General features: G+C 62.0%; 18 protein-coding genes. 3 read left to right on the forward strand and 15 right to left on the reverse strand.

Annotation, left to right across the window (positions count from 1 at the left end; translation table 11 throughout):
* The 11 genes from M0D66_RS05310 to M0D66_RS05360 form a co-directional block, all read right to left on the reverse strand.
* Positions 1 to 756, reverse strand: a 756-nt coding sequence (locus M0D66_RS05310; protein WP_301772802.1) for a hypothetical protein, incomplete at its 3' end; no start/stop codon positions are given.
* A 441-nt stretch (positions 757 to 1197) separates the two neighbouring features.
* Complete coding sequence (locus M0D66_RS05315; protein ID WP_266209238.1) at positions 1198 to 3369, reverse strand: ABC transporter ATP-binding protein; 2172 nt, start codon at positions 3367 to 3369, stop codon at positions 1198 to 1200.
* Complete coding sequence (locus M0D66_RS05320) at positions 3366 to 4244, reverse strand: ABC transporter permease (protein WP_154565861.1); 879 nt, start codon at positions 4242 to 4244, stop codon at positions 3366 to 3368. The genes M0D66_RS05315 and M0D66_RS05320 overlap by 4 nt, the downstream gene beginning before the upstream one ends.
* The gene (locus M0D66_RS05325) at positions 4241 to 5251 is read right to left on the reverse strand and encodes an ABC transporter permease (RefSeq protein WP_266209239.1); all 1011 of its coding nucleotides are present in this window, start codon (positions 5249 to 5251) and stop codon (positions 4241 to 4243) included. Before M0D66_RS05325 ends, M0D66_RS05320 begins: the two co-directional genes overlap by 4 nt.
* Before the next feature lie 90 nt (positions 5252 to 5341).
* Complete coding sequence (locus M0D66_RS05330; RefSeq protein WP_211705881.1) at positions 5342 to 7006, reverse strand: ABC transporter substrate-binding protein; 1665 nt, start codon at positions 7004 to 7006, stop codon at positions 5342 to 5344.
* Between the two features lie 332 nt (positions 7007 to 7338).
* Positions 7339 to 8358, reverse strand: coding sequence for a HoxN/HupN/NixA family nickel/cobalt transporter (locus M0D66_RS05335; RefSeq protein WP_211702023.1), 1020 nt, complete (start codon positions 8356 to 8358; stop codon positions 7339 to 7341).
* Positions 8359 to 8376: 18 nt separating this feature from the next.
* On the reverse strand, positions 8377 to 8892 hold the full coding sequence (locus M0D66_RS05340; protein WP_266209240.1) for a cupin domain-containing protein: 516 nt from the start codon (positions 8890 to 8892) through the stop codon (positions 8377 to 8379).
* 214 nt (positions 8893 to 9106) lie between these two features.
* Positions 9107 to 11212 carry an elongation factor G gene (gene fusA, locus M0D66_RS05345; protein ID WP_093638874.1) on the reverse strand — a complete coding sequence of 702 codons (2106 nt, stop codon included), beginning with the start codon at positions 11210 to 11212 and terminating at the stop codon, positions 9107 to 9109.
* A 312-nt stretch (positions 11213 to 11524) separates the two neighbouring features.
* A complete protein-coding gene (locus tag M0D66_RS05350) occupies positions 11525 to 12031 on the reverse strand; it encodes a DUF192 domain-containing protein (RefSeq protein ID WP_093638877.1) in 507 nt (168 codons plus the stop codon).
* Between the two features lie 145 nt (positions 12032 to 12176).
* Positions 12177 to 12371: a hypothetical protein gene (locus M0D66_RS05355; protein WP_011489640.1), complete on the reverse strand. Its 195-nt coding sequence runs from the start codon at positions 12369 to 12371 to the stop codon at positions 12177 to 12179.
* A gap of 454 nt (positions 12372 to 12825) precedes the next feature.
* Positions 12826 to 13395, reverse strand: a complete 570-nt coding sequence (locus M0D66_RS05360) for a pseudouridine synthase (RefSeq protein ID WP_266209241.1) — start codon at positions 13393 to 13395, stop codon at positions 12826 to 12828.
* 329 nt (positions 13396 to 13724) lie between these two features.
* On the opposite strand from M0D66_RS05360, the gene icd reads away from it, so the two are divergent.
* The gene (gene icd / locus M0D66_RS05365; protein ID WP_266209242.1) at positions 13725 to 14981 is read left to right on the forward strand and encodes an NADP-dependent isocitrate dehydrogenase; all 1257 of its coding nucleotides are present in this window, start codon (positions 13725 to 13727) and stop codon (positions 14979 to 14981) included.
* A 251-nt stretch (positions 14982 to 15232) separates the two neighbouring features.
* On the opposite strand, the gene M0D66_RS05370 is transcribed toward icd, so the two are convergent.
* Positions 15233 to 15439 carry a cold-shock protein gene (locus M0D66_RS05370; protein ID WP_007180614.1) on the reverse strand — a complete coding sequence of 69 codons (207 nt, stop codon included), beginning with the start codon at positions 15437 to 15439 and terminating at the stop codon, positions 15233 to 15235.
* 553 nt (positions 15440 to 15992) lie between these two features.
* On the opposite strand from M0D66_RS05370, the gene clpS reads away from it, so the two are divergent.
* The gene (clpS, locus tag M0D66_RS05375; RefSeq protein WP_006050100.1) at positions 15993 to 16307 is read left to right on the forward strand and encodes an ATP-dependent Clp protease adapter ClpS; all 315 of its coding nucleotides are present in this window, start codon (positions 15993 to 15995) and stop codon (positions 16305 to 16307) included.
* Positions 16304 to 18601: an ATP-dependent Clp protease ATP-binding subunit ClpA gene (gene clpA / locus M0D66_RS05380; protein WP_074282414.1), complete on the forward strand. Its 2298-nt coding sequence runs from the start codon at positions 16304 to 16306 to the stop codon at positions 18599 to 18601. The genes clpS and clpA overlap by 4 nt, the downstream gene beginning before the upstream one ends.
* Before the next feature lie 138 nt (positions 18602 to 18739).
* Here the strand turns inward: clpA and dut are convergent, their stop codons facing one another.
* The 3 genes from dut to coaBC all read right to left on the reverse strand — a co-directional run bounded on the left by dut (position 18740) and on the right by coaBC (position 21510).
* Positions 18740 to 19186, reverse strand: coding sequence for a dUTP diphosphatase (gene dut / locus M0D66_RS05385; protein WP_054042650.1), 447 nt, complete (start codon positions 19184 to 19186; stop codon positions 18740 to 18742).
* A gap of 14 nt (positions 19187 to 19200) precedes the next feature.
* Positions 19201 to 20220, reverse strand: a complete 1020-nt coding sequence (locus tag M0D66_RS05390) for an LLM class flavin-dependent oxidoreductase (RefSeq protein ID WP_266209264.1) — start codon at positions 20218 to 20220, stop codon at positions 19201 to 19203.
* Positions 20221 to 20295: 75 nt separating this feature from the next.
* The gene (gene coaBC / locus M0D66_RS05395) at positions 20296 to 21510 is read right to left on the reverse strand and encodes a bifunctional phosphopantothenoylcysteine decarboxylase/phosphopantothenate--cysteine ligase CoaBC (protein ID WP_054042649.1); all 1215 of its coding nucleotides are present in this window, start codon (positions 21508 to 21510) and stop codon (positions 20296 to 20298) included.

A 21510-nucleotide genomic window follows, 5' to 3' on the forward strand; every position in this document is an offset into this window, starting at 1 on the left:
GCTGCTGCCACCGCCGCTGCTGCCACCGCCGCTGCTGCCACCGCCGCTGCTGCCACCGCCGCTGCTGCCACCACCGCTGCTGCCACCGCCGCTGCTGCCACCGCCGCTGCTGCCACCGCCGCTGCTTCCGCCACCGCTGCTTCCGCCACCGCTGCTTCCGCCACCGCTGCTGCTGCCACCGCCGCTGCTGCCACCGCCGCTGCTGCCACCGCCGCTGCTGCCGCCACCGCTGCTGCCGCCACCGCTGCTGCCGCCACCGCTGCTGCCACCGCCGCTGCTGCCACCGCCGCTGCTACCACCGCCGCTACTTCCACCGCCGCTACCGCTGCCGTTACCCTTGCCGCCGCCACTGCCCGAGCCCGCTGCGCCGCCGGCGCCATTACCGCTCGCACCTGCGCCACCGCTGCCAGCGCTCGCCGCGCCGTTGCCGCCGCGATGCTGCGTGCACCCGCCGATACTGGTGGTTGTGCAATCGCGCGGACTGAACACAATGGCTGCGTCGTCGGCAGCGGTCGGTTCATCAGGCGCGGTGCCAGTCGCCGCTGCGCCCGCCGCCGAACTGTCGTCCTGCACGCTTTGCGTCGCTGCGTGCGCGCCGCTTGCAGGCAGCGGTGCATCGGCAACCGTCATCAACTTGGGGACCGCATCCGTCGACGCCGAATACGCGACCTGGGTGATCAGCAAAGCTACGCCCGCCGCGATTGCCGTACTCCGTAGTACCCCGAAGTAGTACTGATTGAATTTTGTGGTTTTCATCACGTCTCTCCCGAGGGGACGCCGACACCTCGCTGCCGCCATCTCCCACGCTGAATCGCCGACGCCGGGCCTGTCTGAACGCGAGCCTCGCCGTCCCCCGAGTCTGTTTTGCGGATGCAAGTCAAACACCATCACTGTCTTCCCGGCGCCGTAGCCGGTTTGCTGACAAACGCTTGCGTGCGCTTCAGCCGATACCGTTCAAACGCGCTTCGTCACGTATCGCTTCTTGTCACTGCGATTCGCGTAAGCGGCGCTCTCAGGCTCTCTTCCGATCTCTTCTGGATTCGAATGTCTGGACAGTACTTAGCGATATCCATGCCACGGTCCGCAAAGCCTTGCGGCGACGGGCGTCGGATAGGGGTGTGCGATGGCCGCGAGGAAAAAACGCAGGAAAATGTTTCGATGATGAAACGCGTGGCCGGAAAGTCGCCTTATTGCGCGTTATTCGTTGCGCGCGGCGTTTTCCGGTGTGTTTTCCGAGCCGCTGCCGGAGACCTTGCCGGCGTTGTCGCGCGCGGCGAATTGCAGTACACGCAGGTCGTCGACGGGGATATGACAGCGGATGCGATGCGCGGACGGCTGACCCGCGTCACCGCTGCCGGCTTCGAGGAAGGGCGGGTCTTCCTGCTCGCAGATCGCTCCGAGTTTGCGCGGGCAGCGCGTGTGGAACACGCAACCGGACGGCGGCGATGCGGCGCTCGGCAGATCGCCGGACAGCCGTATGCGGGCGGTGTTGTCGTGGGCGTCGAGGGTCGGCACCGAAGACAGAAGCGCTTCGGTGTAGGGATGATGCGGTCCGCCGAAAACCGCGGCTGCCGGTCCGATCTCCAGCAGCCGGCCGAGGTACAGCACTGCGATGCGATCCGACAGATAGCGCACCACATGCAGGTCATGCGAGATGAACACGTAGCTCACGCCGCGCTCGCGTTGCAGATCGGCGAGCAGGTTGAGGATCGCGGCCTGCACGGAGACGTCGAGCGCGGACGTGGGTTCGTCGCAAACCACCACGCGCGGCTCACCGGCAAACGCGCGCGCGATCGCCACGCGCTGCTTGAGTCCGCCGGACAACTGACGCGTGCGCGAGCCGAGATAGCGTTCGGGCAAACGCACGGCTGCTGTCAACATAGCGAGTCGTTCGTCGATGGCGGCGCCGCGCAGTGCGGTGAGTCGCGACAACGCGCGACCGATCAGCCGCTTCACCGAATGCGCGCGATTGAGCGCCGAGTCCGGATTCTGGAACACGATCTGCAGCGACTTGACCTGCTCGTCGTTGCGTCGCGTGACGCGCGCGGCGAGAGGCGTCCCGTCGAGTTCGAGCACGCTGCCCGCGTCCGGTGTGAGCAGGCCGAGCATCAGTTTCGCGAGCGTTGTCTTGCCGCTGCCGGATTCACCGACAAGGCCGAGCGTTTCGCCACTGGCGAGATCGATCGAAACGTTGTCGACCGCGCGCAGCGGAGCGCCGGATACGTGGAATGTCTTCGAGAGTTTTTCCGCGCGCAGCACGAGAGCAGGGGGCTCGCTCTCACGCAACGCATCGCCATGCAGAGGCAGTCCTTCCGCGGACGCACGCGGCAGTTCGATTGCGCGTTCGTGGTAATGGCAGCGCGACATCTGATCGCCGTGTGCGGCACTCACGCGATAGGGCGGCGGTGCTTCACGACGGCAGCGGTCGTCGGCGAGCCGGCACCGGTCGGCGTAAATGCAGCCTTGCGTGACCGAGCCGGGCAAGGGCAAATTGCCCGCGATGGTGTCGAGCCGCTCGGTGTCCTTGCTGCGTCCCGTGGTCGGCAAACAGCGCAGCAGTCCGACCGTATAAGGATGACGTGGCCGTGCGAACACGTCCTGGGTGGCGCCTTCCTCGACCAGCTTGCCCGCGTACAGCACGCCGACGCGCTCGCACATCCGGCCAATCACCGCGAGATTGTGGCTGATGAACAGCACCGCGGTGCCGAGTTCTTCGCGCAGTTGCGCCACGAGATCGAGCACTTCGGCTTCGACGGTGGCGTCGAGGCCGGTGGTCGGTTCGTCGAGAATCAGCAAGGCCGGATTTGAGGCGAGCGCCATCGCGATCACCACGCGTTGCTGCATGCCGCCCGACAACTGATGCGGATAGCTGTCCATCACGCGTTCGGGTGCAGCAATGCGCACCCGCTGCAGTATCTCGACCGTGCGCCGCACGGCTTCGTCGCGCGAGACGCCGGCGGCTTCGAAGGCTTCCGTGACTTGCCGTGCGATCGTCAGTGACGGATTCAACGCGCGGCCTGGGTCCTGATAGACCATCGAAATCGCGTTCGCGCGCATCGTGCGTAACGCGTCCGCGTCGAGCTTCTGCACGTCCTGGCCGGCGATGATGATCTTGCCGGCCTTCACCTTGCCGTTACGTGGCAGATAGCGCAGTGCCGCCATTGCGACCGTCGATTTACCGCAGCCCGATTCGCCGACGAGGCCATACGCTTCGCCGCGCCGCACGCGAAACGAGACGTCCTGCAGCACTTCACGATCACGTCCGCGCATCCGGTACGTGACCGTCAGGCCGACGACGGTCAGCGCATCCGTGCGATCGCTCTTCGAGACGTCGAAGGCGGGGAACGAGGCGGGCGGCGGGCCGTTCATCGGTCGAGTACTCCTTGCACGCTATCGGCGATCAGATTTACGCCGACCACGAGCGAAGCGATGGCGCCGGCGGCGAACACCACGGTCCACCATGCGCCACCCGCCATCAGCGTGTACGACTCGGACAGCGCGAGGCCCCAATCGGCCGAAGGGGGTTGAATGCCGAAACCAAGAAACGACAGCGTGGCGACCGCGAAAATGGCATACCCGAGCCGCACGGTCGCCTCGACGATGATCGGCGGCAGCACGTTCGGCAGAATCTCGGCGAACATGATGTACGGCGCGCGTTCGCCACGCAGTTGCGCGGCGGCGACGTAGTCCAGATGCCGTTCGGCGAACACGGCGGCGCGTACCGTACGCGCGGTGATCGGCGTGAAGGTAATGCCAATGACGAGAATCACGGTGAAGTTCGATGCGCCGACCGCGGCCAGCGCGAGCAACGCGACGATCACGAGCGGCAGCGCGAGCACGGCGTCGATTGCGCGGCCCACGACGTTATCGACCCAGCCCTCGAAGTAACCGACGATCAATCCCAGCGCAGTGCCCGCGACCGTGCCAAGCAGGGTCGCCAAAGGCGCGATGGTCAGAATGTCGCGCGCGCCGACAATCACTCGAGAGAACACGTCACGGCCGAGTTGATCGGTGCCAAACCAATGCGTGCCATCGGGCGGCGTGAGCGAATTGAGCGGATCGGAGGCATACGGGTCGATTCGCACGATCCATTGCCCGGCGATGGCGCAAACGACCCACCATCCAACGATCAACACGCCGACCACGAACGTGGGCGAGCGCAGCAGCACGCGCAACTGGTCGAAGCGCGGTTCAGTAGCCGGGCGTGGCGCGGGCGGCGCGGCCGGCGGAACGATGGTGCTCATTCGGCGCTCCTCACTCGCAGTCGCGGATTGAGCAGGATATGCAGTGCATCGGCGGCGAGGTTGGCGACGGTGTAGATCACGCCGATCGTCAGCACGCCCGCTTCGAGCATCGGAAAATCCTTGGCCTTGGCGGCGTTGTAGATCAGCGAGCCGATACCTTGATAGTGGAACAGCGTCTCGACCACCACGAGGCCGCCGATCATATAGCCGAGCTGCGTGGCGGCGACGGTGATGGTCGGGAGCAGCGCGTTGCGCAACACGTGCCGCCAGATCACGGTACGGCGCGGCAAGCCTTTGAGAATCGCGGTGCGGGTGTAGTCCGCATCGAGCGCTTCCACGGTGCCCGCGCGCGCCATTCTCGCGATGTAGCCGAAGAACACCAGCACCAGCGGCAGCACCGGCAGAATCAGATGCCGCAATTGTTCGAGCGCGTTCGCTTCGGGCGGATACGACGCTTCGATCGGCAACCAACGCAGCCACACGCCGAACACCAGAATCAGCACGATCGACGAGACGAACTCCGGCACGACGGTCGCCGACAAACCGGCGATGCTGATGGTGCGATCGAGCCAGCGTCCCGCGTGCATGGCCGACCAGACACCGCCCGCAATGCCGAGCGGCACGACGACGATAAACGCGAGCAGACCGAGCTTGGCCGAATGCGCCAGGGCGTCGGCGATAAACGGCGCAACCGGTTCACGGTACGCATAGGAGAGTCCCATGTCGCCGCGCACGAAATGCGAGATCCACTCGACGTATTGCGTCATGAGCGGCCGGTCCGCGCCGAGCTGATGATTGAGCGCGGCGACCGCGCGCGCATCGGCGAGCGGCCCGAGCACCGCGCGGCCGATATCGCCAGGCAGCAACTGGCCGCCCGCGAACACAATCACGGACAGCAGCCACAGCGTAATCAGCGACAAACCGACCCGCGTCGCCAGAAATCGCGCGACACGGCCGGCGTTGCCGCTGGGGACCGGAGAGGCGGAAGGGGTCACCGTGGTCGACATTGTGATCTCCTGCCGAAGAAGTGCCGTGCGCTCATGCTTTCAATGGCTTTCGCGCCCACTGCTTTCGCGTTCACCGCTTTTGCATCCACATCACGCGCTCAACACCGCGCGGTCGAAATAGAGTTGCGCGAGCGCGGTAAAGCGCACGCCGTTCACACCCTTGCGCATCGCGATCAACTGATCGTAAAAGAACGGAATGATCACGGGCGTTTCATCGAGCAGCAGCGTCTGGATCTGTCCGGAGATTTTCTTCTGCGTGCTGAGGTCGACCGCCGCGACGAACTGCGCGACCAGTTGATCGTATTGCGGGTTCTTGAAGTGCGCGGCGTTCCACGTGCCGGTGCTGGTAAGCGGCGCGTTCAGAAACACGTTCGGCACGCCGCGATGACCGTAATCGGTGATGCCGAGCGGCGAGTCGAGCCAATCCGATTTGCCCGGTGTGCCCGCGCCGTAGTACAGCGACTGACTCTCCACCTTCAGATTGATGCGCACGCCGATCGCCTTCGCTGCGTTCTGCACAACCACCGCAAGATCGGGAATTTCCATGTACTTCTCGGTGGTCAGCGTGACGTCGAAGCCGTTCGGCACACCCGCTTGCGCAAGCAGTTGCTTCGCCTTCGCGATGTCGATCTTGCGTTGCGCGACGCCTGCATCGGAAGACGGAAATACCGGTGCGAACGGGCTGTCGTTGCCGATCTGCGCACGGCCCTTGAACAGCCCTCGCACCAGCACGTCGCGATCGAGCGATAACGCCAGCGCCTGGCGCACGCGCTTGTCCTTGAACAGCGGGTTGTCGTTGCGCATATGAATCTGGCGATGCGCGCTCGACTTCACGCCGATTGCCTTGTAGTCCGGATTGTTCAGAATGCCGGCGCCGCCCTGCACAGTGAACGTGCCCATTACATCGGCCTGATGGCCTTGCAGCGCGAGCATTTGCGCCTGTTCGTCGGCGTAGAACGAGAACTGTACGCGTTGCGGTAACGCTTTGTCGCCCCAGTAGTCCGGATTGCGCACGAACGAGGCGCCGACCTTCGCCTGATACTTTTCGAGCTTGAACGGACCGGTGCCGATGAAGCTCTTTTCATAACCACCCGCATAGTTCGCGGGCAGGATCACAGCGTTGAAATTGTCCGAGGAAACGTAATACGGGAAGTTGCCGTTCGGCGCATCGAGATGGAAGGCGACCGTGTGCTCGTCGACGACCTTCGCACCGCCTTTCGACAGCACGCCCTTCAACACCGAGAGCGCCGCCGAACCGCTTGCCGGATCGGCGAGGCGATCGAAGGTGGCGACGACGTCTTTGGCGGTGAACGCCTGGCCGTCGTGGAATTTGACGTTCGGGCGCAGCGCGAAGGTCCACACGTCGCCCTTGTCGTTCGCCTTCCACGACAAGGCGAGCGCCGGCTTCAGCATGAGTTTTTCGCCGTCGTCGTCGATCAGGAACTCGCCGGTCTGGTTCAGCAGCGCGAGGCTCGCGGCATCGTTCACGGTGAGTGGATCGACTGCGCCGGCCGGCGTCAGGTGGGCGACGCGGATTGTCTGGTTAGACGGACTCGGCGCGCCTTGCGCGCGGGCTCGCGGCGCATTCAGCACACCGCCGCCAGCCAGCGACAAACCGATCACGCTCGCATAGCGCAGCAGATCGCGGCGCGTGATGCGGCCGGCGATGAATTCGTCGATAGCGTGATTGCCGTAGGCGTCGGCGGTGCGGCGGGCTAGGTCGAGTTCGAGAAATCGGTCCGCGGGAGTCTTCATCGATGGAGTGTCCAGTCCGTTCTGCTGTCGGTTCTGAAGGGCCGCGCCGGATACGCGCGACAAGGCGACTTATTGCAATGACGAAAAGCTGCAGCGCGCTGCAGTGCTGAAAAGCGATTTCAGTGTAAGCGATTGCCCGCCGGTTCGGCGCGCTTGCAGCGCGGTCCGGTCTCCGTTTGGCGTATAAAAGGGCCGGCGTGTGTCGTCACGACAACGCTCGTGGGCTGTCTCGCCCGGCCTGCGCGAAGCGCACGATGCCGCAGCGCGGAAATTGCCGTTACGCCGTCGCCGCCGTGGAAACCTTACCGATCCTCCGCGTAGGCAAACTGGATTTACCGCGCAACCGTGTCGGCGCGGCGCCAGCGATGGAACAGTACCGAGCCGATCCAGCACGCCATGAAGGTTGCGACGATGCCGTAGCCTAGCGCGCCGAAGTGCTCGTTGAGACTCCCCACTGCGTCCCAAACACCGCCGTTCAAACCGAGTTTGTCCGACAGCAGTCCCAGCGCTTCGACGCCGCCAATGACGATCGCCACCACCGCCGAAACGAACGTGATGCTCGCGTTGTAGTAGAGCTTGCGCTTCGGATCGTCCATGGCCCAGCCGTAGGCGTGGACCATCAGCACATTGTCGGTCGAATCGACCAGCGTCATGCCCGCGGTGAAGAGCGCCGGGAACACGAGGATCGAATACAGCGGCAGTCCTTTGCCGGCTTCGGACGCGGCAATCGCCAGCAGGCCGATCTCGGTCGCGGTATCGAAGCCGAGGCCGAACAGCACGCCGACCGGGTACATGTGCCAGCTTTTCGTCACGAGCCGGAACATCGGCCGCAATGCGCGCGACAACAGACCGGCGGGCGCGATGTTTGCCGACGTTTCAGCAGCGAGTTCGCCGCCGCGTTGGACGTGGCGATAGCGGCGCCACACGTCGCGCAGAATCACGAGGTTCACGCACGCCAGCACCAGCAGAAACACCGCCGAGACGATGGTGCCGATCGGGCCGCCTACCGCCTTGAAGGTCTCGAAGCGACCGTGCAGCGAGTGCGCGGTCCACGCAATGCCGATCGTCGCCATGATCACGATCGTCGAATGGCCCAGCGAAAATGCCAGGCCCACGCCGAGTGGCCGCTTGCCCGCCTGCATCAGCTTGCGCGTCACGGCGTCGATCGCGGCGATGTGGTCCGCATCCACCGCGTGGCGCAGACCGAAGCCATAGGCGAGCAGCGCGGTGCCGAGCAGCAGCGGATAGTGGCGAAACGCGATCAGCGCCCACGCCCATGCGCCGAGATTGGCGGCGATCAGGACGGCATACAGCGTGATGAGGCGAGGGCGCAGCGAGGCGGTCGGCGTCATGGGTTGCGTGAAAGAGGTTTAGTGATCGTGCGGATGCTTGTGAATCGGATCGACCCAGAAGACCGTTTCCGGGGCTTCCACCGCGTCGATATTCAGATTCACCACCACCGCTTCATTGTCGCTGCGCACCAGCACGCATTCGAGCGGATCGTCGGTGCTTGCGTTGATTTCCTGATGCGGCACATAAGGCGGCACGAAGATGAAGTCGCCCGGACCGGCTTCGGCGGTGAACTCGAGGTGCTCGCCCCAGCGCATGCGTGCCTGGCCTCGCACCACGTAGATCACGCTTTCGAGCGTGCCGTGATGATGCGCGCCGGTCTTCGCATTCGGATGGATCGTCACGGTGCCGGCCCAGATTTTCTGCGCGCCGACGCGCGCCGCGTTGATCGCCGCCGCGCGATTCATGCCCGGCGTTTGCGCGGTATTGCTGTCGAGCTGGTCGCCCTTGATGACCTTGACGCCGTGCTCGCGCCAATCGATTGGCGCCGCCGGTTGCTCGTCCTTGTAGTGCGGGTGTTCGTGATCCTGGCTCATGGTGCGTCTCCTCGTGGGCGTTATTCCGGGCGGTCAGCACGGCGCCGTCTGGCATTTTTGCACGTTCAAAAACGTGTGTGTTGCCGGCTGCCGCAGGCGGCGTCGCGGACGAAAAAAAAGCCCATCCACAGGGGATGGGCCTTTTGCTGTCTGCCTTCATTGCGTCGCATTCGATTTCGGGTTGCAGCACATGGCGTGTTGCAACCCGTAGCGCTTATTTATGCTTCGCGTTGATCACGGCTTCCGCGACGTTGTTCGGCGTTTCAGCGTAGTGCTTGAACTCCATCGTGTACGTCGCGCGGCCTTGCGTTGCCGAACGCAGCGACGTCGAATAGCCGAACATCTCCGCGAGCGGCACTTCGGCGCGCACCAGCTTGCCGCCACCGCCGGCGATGTCTTCCATGCCTTGCACCATGCCGCGACGGCTCGACAGATCGCCCATCACGTTGCCCATGAAGTCTTCCGGTGTTTCCACTTCGACGGCCATCATCGGTTCGAGCAGCACCGGCTTGGCCTTGCGCATCGCGTCCTTGAACGCCATCGAGCCGGCCATGCGGAACGCGTTTTCGTTCGAATCGACGTCGTGGTACGAACCGAAGGTTAGCGTCACCTTCACGTCGACCACCGGATAGCCCGCCAGCACGCCGGCCTTCAGTGTTTCCTGAATGCCCTTGTCGACTGCCGGAATGTATTCACGCGGAATCACACCGCCCTTGATCGCGTCGACGAATTCGTAGCCCTTGCCTTGCGCCGACGGTTCGAGCGTGATCACCGCGTGGCCGTACTGGCCGCGGCCGCCCGACTGCTTGACGAACTTGCCTTCGACGTCTTCGACCTTGTTGCGCACGGTTTCGCGGTAAGCCACCTGCGGCTTGCCGACGGTCGCCTCGACGCCGAACTCGCGCTTCATCCGGTCGACCAGAATCTCCAGGTGCAATTCGCCCATGCCGGAGATGATGGTCTGGCCGGATTCTTCATCCGTCTGCACGCGGAACGACGGGTCTTCCTGCGCCAGACGATTGAGCGCGATGCCCATCTTTTCCTGGTCGACCTTGGTCTTCGGCTCGACGGCCTGCGAAATCACCGGTTCCGGGAAAATCATCTTTTCCAGAATGATCACGTGTTGCGGATCGCACAACGTGTCGCCCGTGGTCGCTTCTTTCAGACCGACTGCCGCGGCAATGTCGCCGCAGTAGACTTCCTTGATTTCCTTGCGCTCGTTCGCATGCATCTGCAGGATCCGGCCAAGGCGTTCCTTCTTTTCCTTGGTCGCGTTGTAGACGGTATCGCCCGAATTCACCACGCCCGAATACACGCGGAAGAAAATCAGCTGGCCCACGAACGGGTCGGTCATGATCTTGAAGGCGAGCGCGGAGAACGGATCGTCGTCTTTCGGATGCCGCTCGATTTCGTTGTCGTGCTCGTCGTGACCGGTAATCGCGGGGATGTCGAGCGGCGAGGGCAGATAGTCGATCACCGCGTCGAGCATGGCCTGCACGCCCTTGTTCTTGAACGCGCTGCCGCACAGCATCGGCACGATCTCGTTGGCGATGGTACGCACACGAATACCGTGCTTGATTTCCTCTTCGGTCAGCGTGCCGCCATGCAGATATTTGTCGAGCAGTTCCTCGCTCGCTTCAGCGGCGGCCTCGACCATCTTGTCGTGCCATTCCTTCGCGGTAGCCTCGAGCTCGGGCGGAATGTCGCGGTACTCGAATTTGATGCCCTGGTTCTCTTCGTCCCAGTAAATCGCCTTCATCTTGACGAGGTCGACCACGCCCTGGAAGTGATCTTCCGCACCGACCGGAATCTGGATCGGCACCGCGACGCCCTTCAGGCGATCGCCGATTTGCCGCTGCACACGGAAGAAGTCCGCGCCGACGCGGTCCATCTTGTTGACGAACGCAATGCGCGGCACCTTGTACTTGTTCGCCTGACGCCACACGGTTTCGGATTGCGGCTGTACGCCGCCAACCGAGTCGTACACCATGCAGGCGCCGTCGAGCACGCGCATCGAGCGCTCAACTTCAATCGTGAAGTCGACGTGACCCGGGGTGTCGATGATGTTGATCCGGTGTTCCGGATAGTTGCCGGCCATACCCTTCCAGAAAGCAGTCGTGGCAGCCGATGTGATCGTGATGCCGCGCTCCTGCTCCTGTTCCATCCAGTCCATCGTCGCAGCACCGTCGTGAACCTCGCCGATCTTGTGGGTCACGCCTGTGTAGAACAGGATGCGTTCAGTGGTGGTGGTTTTGCCGGCGTCGATGTGAGCGCTAATGCCGATATTCCGGTAGCGCTCGATGGGAGTCTTGCGGGGCACGTGAACCTCCTTGAAATGGCGCGCCTGAAACGCTTGCCGGGCGGCAGTCTGTGCCGCCCGGGGAGCCTTGGATGCTGCTTTGCCAAGAATACTAGGATAGCGCGTCGGCCTGTCTTTTGCAGGAATCTTGCCAGCTGCGTGTGAAGGCCTGCTGGTATGGGCTCGCGCGACGCCGCCGGCCTCCGCCGCGTGCTGCCGCGCATCGCCTGCCCCGCGCCGAATGGAAAAAGCCGGTGCCTCGCGAAAGGCACCGGCTTTTTTCAAAAGCGGCTGCTGAAGAATCGGCAGGGTGTCGTCGTGGTCGACGCGCCTTTATTGCGCGGCCGGCAGGCCCTGGATCTTCATGCCCGGTTTGATGCCTTTCGACGAGAACCAGCCCTTGCTCATTTCCAACGCATACACGCCGTTGTTCTTCGGGCAGTGATTGTTGGTGGTCTCGGCCTGCATCTCGTCGATGTCGGTGACCGTGCCGTCGGCGCGCATGAACGCGATCGACAGCGGGATCAACGTGTTCTTCATCCAGAAGCAATGCACGGCGGTTTCATTGAAGACGAACAGCATGCCTTCATTCGGCGCGAGGTTCGTGCGATACATCAGACCTTGTTCGCGATCGGCGTCGTTAGCGGCGACGGCTGCGTCGATCACGAACATGCCCGCGGTCAGCTTTGCGCGCGGAAAGTCGCCGGGCTGCTTCGCACCGGCCGGCATCTGTTGCGCATGAGCGGGGGCAGCGGTGGTCGCGGCGAACGACATCGCGGCGAGCGGCAGTGCAACGGCAACAGCGAAACGCGCAATCAACGAGCGCATGGGAAATCGCACGGCATGACTCCTTGCTGGAATTTAACTCGCGAATGTTACGCGAGCGCGTCAAAAACAAAAAGGCAGATCGCCTTGCGGTGATCTGCCTTTCAACGCCGTAAGAACGGCAATGAAGCTAGTTCTTGACTGCGTTTTTACAACAAACTTACTCCGAAGCGCCCGAAGCTGCAGCTGCTGCTGCTGCCTTCTTGTGCGACTTCTTGTGAGCGTGCTTCGTGGTCTTCTTTGCCGACGAAGCTGCTGCTGCCGGAGCTGCCGAAGCTGCTGCCGGTGCCGAAGCTTGTGCGAATGCTGCCGTTGCGAAGAGACCAGCGACCAGAGCGGCGATCAGTTTGTTCATTTTGTAAATCCTCAGCTTTAGTTGATTAACCAAATGACCCGGTTATATGTAGAGTCATGTCGGTAAACGTGCCATCCACCTTTCGGTTGACAGCCGCATCGAACATTTTTCTCGACGCGTCTGCTTAGCGCTCAGACTCCCCGTACTCACCGCCAGAGCGGCGTGTGCAAAGGCCCTTAAGGCTGAATGCCGGATAGCTTCGGGCGGCATCTGCGTCGAATAACGCGTGAGCTCGCGCACCGGTTGACGTGAATTTCGTGGAAAATTTATATGCCAACGTGCTGAAGCAAATGAATGGCTGCAGAGCGATCGTGAGCGCAATTGTTTCACGCGTTTTTCATATTGGTTTCACGCGCTATTTTGTTTGCGGATACAACGAGTTAGCTTTTTCGATGCCGGTCGAAATAGCGGGTCGACGCAGGTTCCGTGCAGACATGGCGCGCATGCAAATCGCTCAGGCGATGCCATCCCATGGGGCCTTTAGCGGCAATTCGACACTTTCTCCTGGCTGCAGCCCGAGCGAAAAAATATCGAGTGCGCCGATACCGGCGCGCACGAGACGCAATGTGGGGAAACCCACCGCGGCGGTCATGCGTCGCACCTGGCGGTTCTTGCCTTCCGTGATCGACAATTCGATCCATGTGGTCGGAATCGCTGCGCGATAGCGGATCGGCGGCCTGCGGGTCCAGAGCGAGTCGGTCGGCTCGACGTATTCGGCGCGGCAGGGCCGCGTCACGTAGTCGCCGAGATCGACGCCGCGCGCGAGCTTCTTCAAGGTGGCATCGTCGACTGCGCCTTCCACCTGTGCCCAATAACGTTTGACAAGTTTGTGACGCGGCTCCGCGATGCGTGCCTGCAGCGCGCCGTCGTCGGTGAGGAGTAGCAGCCCTTCGCTATCGGAGTCGAGCCGGCCCGCCGGATAGATGCCGGGCACTTTCACCCAGTCGGCCAGCGACGCCCGCGTTTCGTGCGGCGAAAACTGACAGATGGTGCCGAACGGTTTGTTCAGGGCGAGAAGTCGCATAGAGGAATCAATGAAGGTCGAGCGGCGGCGGGAGCGTGCCGCGCAGGCCAGGAAGGGCGCTGCTCGGTAGTAAATGGCGGAATAATAATGCATAATGAGCCACGCCAAGTCTTATGTCTTATATAAGATAGATGAGTAAGCGGCGTTGCTAACTTTGATTTTCGACAATGTTGGAAAACCCCGAGCCGTATGCGGACTCGGGCCTGCGTCAGCGTGGGCTAGAATAGACGACCAGGCCGCTCGCAGGCGTCCGGCATTGCGTAGCGAGGAGCACCCAGTTTCCGCAGTCTCCCATCAGCTTTCAGCACAGCCTTCACTGGAGTCCGATCATGCCGTACCAGCACGTCAAGGTTCCGACCGGCGGTGACAAGATCACCGTCAACGCAGATTTCTCGCTCAACATTTCCGACCAGCCGATCATTCCGTATATCGAAGGCGACGGAACGGGCCTCGACATCACGCCGGTGATGCTGAAAGTGGTGGATGCCGCGGTAGAAAAAGCCTACGCGGGCAAAAAGAAAATCCACTGGATGGAAATCTACGCCGGCGAAAAGTCGACCAAGGTGTACGGCCCGGACGTGTGGCTGCCGGAAGAAACGCTGCAGGTGCTGAAGGAATACGTCGTCTCGATCAAGGGTCCGCTCACCACGCCGGTCGGCGGCGGCATCCGCTCGCTGAATGTCGCGCTGCGTCAGGAACTCGATCTGTATGTCTGCCTGCGCCCGGTGCAGTACTTCAAGGGCGTGCCTTCACCGGTGCGTGAACCCGAAAAGATCGACATGGTGATCTTCCGCGAGAATTCGGAAGACATCTATGCTGGCATCGAATGGCCTGCCGGGTCGGAAGATGCGAAGAAGGTCATCAAGTTCCTGCGCGAAGAAATGGGTGTGAAGAAGATCCGCTTCCCGGAAACCTCGGGGATCGGTGTCAAGCCGGTGTCGCGCGAAGGCACGGAGCGCCTCGTGCGCAAGGCGATCCAGTATGCGATCGACAACAATCGCCGCTCGGTCACGCTGGTGCACAAGGGCAACATCATGAAGTTCACCGAAGGCGCGTTCCGCGACTACGGTTATGCGCTGGCGCAGAAGGAATTCGCCGCGGAGCTGATCGACGGCGGTCCGTGGATGAAGATCAAGAACCCGAAAACGGGTGGTGACATCGTGGTGAAAGACGTGATTGCGGACGCGTTCCTACAGCAGATCCTGCTGCGTCCGGCGGAATACGACGTGATCGCCACGCTGAACCTGAACGGCGACTACATTTCAGACGCGCTGGCCGCGCAAGTCGGCGGTATCGGGATTGCGCCGGGGGCGAACATGTCGGATTCGGTCGCGATGTTCGAAGCCACCCACGGCACGGCGCCGAAGTACGCCGGCAAAGACTACGTAAATCCGGGTTCGGAAATTCTCTCGGCTGAAATGATGCTGCGTCACATGGGCTGGACTGAAGCGGCCGACCTGATCATCAAGTCGATGGAAAAGTCGATTCTGCAAAAGCGGGTCACCTATGACTTCGCGCGCTTGATGGAAGGCGCGACGCAGGTGTCCTGCTCGGGCTTTGGCCAGGTGTTGATCGAAAATATGTAAGTGATTCGCGCTGGTTTTTCCAGCCTGAGTCAAAACCCCGGCGCCGTAAGGCGGCCGGGGTTTTTTTACGGCCGGCGGCAGCGGTTGAGCATCGAAAGCGTTCGGAAAGAGAGACGGGTGTCCGATATTTGGGTATTCGCGTTATCCCCGCCTCAAGCAATGGTCACGATTTGCCGTAAATCAGAATGTGCCGCCCAAAAAAAGAAACCCGGCATGAAGCCGGGTTTCAAAAGGACGGGTAACGAACAGGTTCAGGCAGGTGCCTGGATGTTCGATGCCTGTTTGCCTTTCGGGCCTTGCACGACCTCGAAGGTTACTTTTTGACCTTCCTTGAGGGTCTTGAACCCATTCATCTGGATGGCCGAGAAGTGTGCAAACAGATCCTCACCACCTTCGTCAGGCGTGATGAATCCGAAACCTTTTGCGTCATTGAACCATTTGACCGTACCAGTTGCCATTCCAACTTCCCCTGTAACTCATGTCACTACCACGAGCCCTCGAAAAGCTCGACGACCGCGCGATGCAGCCGCTCCCTCCTCACAAGCTCACCATCGGCATTTTTTCGATTTATGGCGCAGTGAAAAAAGTGCCAGCTTGATTGTTGAGGCTCTTTATTCGAGTGTCAAGAAAATTTTGAGACGTCGTTGTCGCGTTGCAAACAGGCGTTTTCCAGGGTTTTTCCCGCTTTTGTTTTCTTATGTGCGGTTGCCCAAGCGTGCTGTCTTGAAAAGTCGCATAATCGACTCACATGCTGTTCTGCGGGTCGCACACCGTCCGCTGGCCGGGGGCGTGCCGTCAGCCAGCATGGGCAGGTTGTGCGATACTCGATCCGACTGCGGCGCAGCACGGCCGCGACGCATCACAGGATAGGGGCCGGCTCCGCAATCGGCTCGTCGAATGACGCACCGCTTTGGGGTATTTACCCATCAGGCGGGAGCGAACGGGCTCACCGGCCGGTCGGCTGGGTTTTGACAGGATTGCGGGCCTGTCCTAGTTGTTTAGAATGGGTGTATGGCGATTATCCCGGACAAGCAGGACGGCACCGTACTGGAGCGGCAGGAAAAGAAGCTGAAGCCGCCTTCCATGTACAAGGTAGTGCTGCTGAATGACGACTTCACGCCAATGGAATTTGTCGTGATGATCGTGCAGGAATATTTCAATAAAGATCGTGAAACCGCAACGCAGGTGATGTTGAAGGTGCATCGCGAGGGCAGGGGAGTTTGTGGGGTCTATACGCGGGACATCGCGTCGACCAAAGTCGAGCAAGTCGTTACCCACGCACGGCAGGCCGGGCATCCGCTGCAGTGTGTGATGGAGGAAGCATGATTGCCCAGGAACTGGAAGTCAGCCTGCACATGGCGTTCATGGAAGCACGCCAGGCGCGGCACGAGTTCATAACGGTCGAACATCTTTTGCTGGCACTGTTGGACAATCCAACAGCGGCGGAGGTGTTGCGTGCATGCGCGGCCAATATCGAGGATCTGCGCCAGAACCTGCGCAACTTCATTCATGACAACACGCCGACCGTGCCAGGCACGGACGACGTCGACACGCAGCCCACGCTGGGATTCCAGCGTGTGATCCAGCGCGCGATCATGCATGTGCAATCCACCTCGAATGGCAAGAAGGAAGTGACCGGCGCGAATGTGCTGGTGGCGATCTTCGGCGAGAAGGATTCGCATGCGGTGTACTACCTGCAACAGCAGGGCGTGACGCGTCTGGATGTGGTGAATTTCATCTCGCATGGCATTGCCAAGACCAGCAGCACGGACGCCGCGAAAGCGAGCGACGCGAATGCCGAGTCCGACGAAGCCGCCGCGCAGAAGGAAACGCCGCTCGCCCAGTTCACGCAGAACCTGAACCAGATGGCGAAAGACGGCCGCATCGACCCGTTGATCGGGCGCGAGTCGGAAGTCGAGCGCGTGGTCCAGGTGCTATGCCGTCGCCGCAAGAACAATCCGCTGCTGGTCGGTGAGGCCGGCGTCGGCAAGACCGCGATCGCCGAAGGGCTCGCCTGGCGCATTACGCGCGGCGAAGTGCCGGATATTCTGGCGGATGCGCAGGTGTATTCGCTCGACATGGGCGCGCTGCTCGCCGGCACCAAATATCGCGGCGACTTCGAACAACGCCTGAAGACGGTCCTCAAGGAATTGAAGGAACGTCCGCACGCAATCCTGTTCATCGACGAAATTCATACGCTGATCGGCGCGGGTGCTGCGTCGGGCGGTACGCTGGACGCATCGAATCTGCTGAAGCCGGCGTTGTCGTCGGGCACTTTGAAGTGCATCGGCGCGACGACGTTCACGGAATATCGCGGCATCTTCGAAAAAGACGCGGCATTGTCGCGCCGTTTCCAGAAGGTCGACGTGACCGAGCCGACCGTCGAGCAGACGGTGGCGATCCTGCGTGGCCTGAAGTCGCGCTTCGAAGAGCACCACGGCGTGAAGTATTCGTCGGGCGCGCTGTCGGCGGCGGCTGAATTGTCGGCACGCTTCATCACGGATCGTCATCTGCCGGACAAGGCGATCGACGTGATCGACGAAGCGGGTGCTGCGCAACGCATCCTGCCGAAGTCGAAGCAGAAGAAAACCATTGGCAAGAACGAGATCGAAGAAATCATCTCGAAGATTGCTCGCGTCCCGCCGCAAAGCGTGTCGCAAGACGATCGCAGCAAGCTGCAAACGCTGGATCGCGATCTGAAGAGCGTGGTGTTCGGGCAAGACCCGGCCATCGACGCGCTGTCGGCCGCGATCAAGATGGCGCGTGCGGGCCTGGGCAAGCTGGACAAGCCGATCGGCGCGTTCCTGTTCTCCGGCCCCACGGGCGTCGGCAAGACGGAAGTGGCGAAGCAACTGGCGTTCACGCTGGGGATCGAGCTGATTCGCTTCGACATGTCGGAATACATGGAGCGTCATGCGGTGAGCCGTTTGATCGGCGCGCCGCCGGGCTATGTCGGTTTCGACCAGGGCGGTCTGTTGACCGAAGCTGTCACGAAGAAGCCGCATTGCGTGTTGCTGCTCGACGAAATCGAGAAGGCGCATCCGGACATCTACAACGTGCTGCTGCAGGTGATGGACCACGGCACGCTGACGGACAACAACGGCCGCAAGGCGGATTTCCGCAACGTCATCATCATCATGACGACGAACGCGGGCGCCGAGGCAATGGGCAAGGCGGTGATCGGCTTCACGAATCGTCGGGAAACCGGCGACGAAATGGTCGACATCAAGCGCATGTTCACGCCGGAGTTCCGTAACCGTCTGGACGCAACGATCAGCTTCCGCTCGCTCGATGAAGAAATCATCATGCGCGTGGTCGACAAGTTCCTGATGCAGTTGGAAGATCAGTTGCATGAGAAGAAGGTCGACGCGCTCTTCACCGACGCGCTGCGTGCTCACCTTGCGAAACACGGTTTCGATCCGTTGATGGGTGCGCGGCCGATGCAACGTCTGATCCAGGACACGATCCGTCGTGCGCTGGCCGACGAGTTGCTGTTCGGCAAGCTGATGAACGGCGGCCGCGTGACGGTCGACGTGGATGCGGAAGACAAGGTGCAGTTGACCTTCGACGAGCATCCGGCACCGCGTAATCCGAATCCGGAAGCGGTCGAGGTTGAATAAGTCGGTCGAGTAAGCGTTTCAGTCTCATCTGAAAGCAGAACGGCGCGGGTTGAACCCCGCGCCGTTCTGCTTTTTGCGTTGTGCGAAACGCTTGTTGCTAGTTGGAAGCAAGCGAAGCTTCAACGCTTATCGATACGCTTAGTGCTTGCCGGTGCTGCCGAATCCACCCGCGCCACGCTCGCTGGTTTCGAAATCGTCGACGATGTTGAACTCGGCCTGCACGACGGGCACGATGACCAGTTGCGCGAGGCGCTCCATCGGATTCAGCACGAACGTGGTTGTGCCGCGATTCCACGTCGAAATCATCAGTTGCCCTTGATAATCTGAATCAATCAGCCCGACCAGGTTGCCGAGCACAATGCCGTGCTTATGACCCAGACCCGAACGCGGCAGAATCAACGCCGCATAACCCGGATCGCCGACGTGAATCGCCAGACCCGTCGGCACCAGTGCGGTTTCGCCGGGTTTGAGGGTCAACGGTTCGTCGAGGCAGGCGCGCAGGTCGAGGCCCGCGCTGCCGGTGGTTGCGTAGGCCGGGAGTTGTTCGCGCATGCGCGCATCGAGAATCTTCAGGTCGAGTTTCATGCAGGGTCGAAGGTTTAAGGAGTGGAGTCCGGGCGTCCGAGTTCGAACGCGTCGGCGAGAAGTTCATAGGAGCGCAGCCGGGCGCGATAGCTGCCCGCTACGGTGAGCACGATCAATTCGTCGGCCTGGAACTGCTCCTGCAAGGCATGCAGCCGTTCAGTGACGGTTTCTGGCGTGCCGATGATACTGCGCGGTTTCTCGCGGTCGATCACCAGTCGCTCGCGTTCGCCGTATTCTTGCGCGATGCCTTGTTCGATTGTCGGGATCGGCTCGTTCAGGCCATAGGCCATTTGCACGCGACGCAGGTCGACGGCCTTTTCCAGATCGGCGGCTTCCTGCTCCGTGTCTGCGCAAATCGCGAAGACAGCGGCGGCGAGATAGGGTTGTTGCGTTTCCAGGCTGGCTTTGAAGCGCTCGCGATAGGCAAGCGCCACCTGGTGCCCGAAATGCGCGTTGATGAAATGCGCGAACGCAAAGCGGATACCGAGTTGTGCCGCCAGGAGGCCACCGAATTCGCTCGAGCCGAGCATCCACAGTTGCGGGCGTGTAGCAATCTGCGGCTGCAGCAGTACACCGTGCGCAATGTGATCGGTGGGCAATGTGCCGTGCATCAGGCCGACGAGATCGGCAACCTGCTGCGGGAAAATGTCGCCGCGGTTGTAGGCGCCGGCTGCGACCGCCTGCGCTGTTTGCATGTCGCCGCCTGGAGCGCGGCCTACGCCGAGATCGATCCGATTCGGGAATAACGCCTCGAGCATCATGAACTGCTCGGCGACCTTGAACGGGCTGTAGTACGGCAGCATCACGCCGCCGGAGCCCAGCCGAATGCGTTGGGTGACGCTGCCGAGGCGCGCCAGCATGACCTCGGGGCATGGGTTCGACACGCCGCGCAAGCCGTGATGCTCGGCGCACCAGTAGCGCGTGTAGCCGAGATCGTCAGCCAGCTGCGCGAGTTCGACGGTGGCGGCAATTGCGTCCGCCACTGAGTGCCCGCCGATCACGGGCGTTTGATCGAGCACGGAAAGTAGCGTCATGTCAGTACTGCTCCAGATAATTCGGTGCGCTAAAGGCGCGCGCGGCGAACGCAGCTTGCGCCGCCTCGCGCAGCTTTAGCGGATCAGACTTGTGTCGGGCAGACGCCTGGCAATTTCCACGATCAAGGCGCGCGCGAGCGTCTGCTTGTCGGCGCGTGGCAGTTTGGTTGCACCGCCTGCTTCGAACAGAATGACCTCGTTGTCGTCGAGACCGAAAGTGAGCGGGCCGAGATTGCCGATCAGGAGCGGCACGTTCTTGCGCGCGCGCTTTTCTTCACCGTGCACTTCGAGGTCGCCGCTTTCCGCTGCAAAGCCGACTGCGAACGGAGGATGCGGCAGCTTGGCGACCGCTGCCAGGATGTCCGGATTCTCGACGAATGTGAAGGTGGGCAGTGCGCGCTCGGCGGTCTTCTTGATCTTGTGTTCGCTGGCGTGATCGACGCGCCAGTCGGCCACCGCGGCCACGCCGATGAAGATGTCGGCGTCCGCGACCGAGCGCATCACCGCGTCGTGCATTTGCTGCGCGGTTTGCACGTCCTGGCGGAACACGCCCCACGGCGTTTCCAGCGCGACGGGGCCGGCGATCAGATGTACTTCGGCGCCGGCTTGTTGCGCGGCGCGCGCCAGCGCAAAGCCCATCTTGCCGCTCGAACGATTGGTGATGCCGCGCACCGGATCGAGCGGCTCGAAGGTCGGGCCGGCGGTCAGCAACACACGACGGCCGGACAGGATCTTAGGCGAGAAGAATGACGTGATCGCTTCGTAAGTCGCGGCCGCTTCGAGCATGCGACCGTCGCCGACTTCGCCGCAGGCTTGCGGACCCGAATCGGGGCCGAGCACTTCGATGCCGTCCGCGCGCAACTGCGTGACGTTGCGTTGGGTGGCCGGGTTTTGCCACATCTGCCGGTTCATCGCCGGCACAACGAGCAGCGGGCAATCGCGCGCGACACACAGCGTCGACAGCAGGTCGTCGGCCATGCCGTGCGCAAGTTTGGCGAGGAAGTCGGTGGAGGCGGGCGCAATGACGATCGCGTCGGCTTCACGCGAGAGATCGATATGCGCCATGTTGTTCGGCACACGAGCGTCCCACTGGCTCGTGTAGACCGGCCGGCCGGACAGCGCCTGCATCGTAACGGGGGTGATGAACTGCGTGGCCGCTTCGGTCATGACGACCTGCACGGTCGCGCCGGCCTTGGTCAACAGACGCGTGAGTTCGGCGATCTTATAGCAGGCAATGCCGCCCGTCATGCCGAGGACGAGGTGTTTTCCTGCGAGTTCTGCGGTTGCCAA

It is taken from the genome of Paraburkholderia sp. SECH2 (genome assembly GCF_030464795.1).
GTDB lineage: Bacteria > Pseudomonadota > Gammaproteobacteria > Burkholderiales > Burkholderiaceae > Paraburkholderia > Paraburkholderia aspalathi.

Coding starts and splice junctions, on each gene's coding strand:
- M0D66_RS05320 (WP_154565861.1), bottom strand. CDS start 4,244: ATGAGCACCATCGTTCCGCCGGCCGCGCCGCCCGCGCCACGCCCGGCT.
- M0D66_RS05340 (WP_266209240.1), bottom strand. CDS start 8,892: ATGAGCCAGGATCACGAACACCCGCACTACAAGGACGAGCAACCGGCG.
- M0D66_RS05360 (WP_266209241.1), bottom strand. CDS start 13,395: ATGCGACTTCTCGCCCTGAACAAACCGTTCGGCACCATCTGTCAGTTT.
- icd (WP_266209242.1), top strand. CDS start 13,725: ATGCCGTACCAGCACGTCAAGGTTCCGACCGGCGGTGACAAGATCACC.
- M0D66_RS05315 (WP_266209238.1), bottom strand. CDS start 3,369: ATGAACGGCCCGCCGCCCGCCTCGTTCCCCGCCTTCGACGTCTCGAAG.
- clpA (WP_074282414.1), top strand. CDS start 16,304: ATGATTGCCCAGGAACTGGAAGTCAGCCTGCACATGGCGTTCATGGAA.
- M0D66_RS05390 (WP_266209264.1), bottom strand. CDS start 20,220: ATGACGCTACTTTCCGTGCTCGATCAAACGCCCGTGATCGGCGGGCAC.
- clpS (WP_006050100.1), top strand. CDS start 15,993: ATGGCGATTATCCCGGACAAGCAGGACGGCACCGTACTGGAGCGGCAG.
- M0D66_RS05355 (WP_011489640.1), bottom strand. CDS start 12,371: ATGAACAAACTGATCGCCGCTCTGGTCGCTGGTCTCTTCGCAACGGCA.
- dut (WP_054042650.1), bottom strand. CDS start 19,186: ATGAAACTCGACCTGAAGATTCTCGATGCGCGCATGCGCGAACAACTC.
- M0D66_RS05370 (WP_007180614.1), bottom strand. CDS start 15,439: ATGGCAACTGGTACGGTCAAATGGTTCAATGACGCAAAAGGTTTCGGA.
- M0D66_RS05325 (WP_266209239.1), bottom strand. CDS start 5,251: ATGTCGACCACGGTGACCCCTTCCGCCTCTCCGGTCCCCAGCGGCAAC.
- M0D66_RS05335 (WP_211702023.1), bottom strand. CDS start 8,358: ATGACGCCGACCGCCTCGCTGCGCCCTCGCCTCATCACGCTGTATGCC.
- M0D66_RS05330 (WP_211705881.1), bottom strand. CDS start 7,006: ATGAAGACTCCCGCGGACCGATTTCTCGAACTCGACCTAGCCCGCCGC.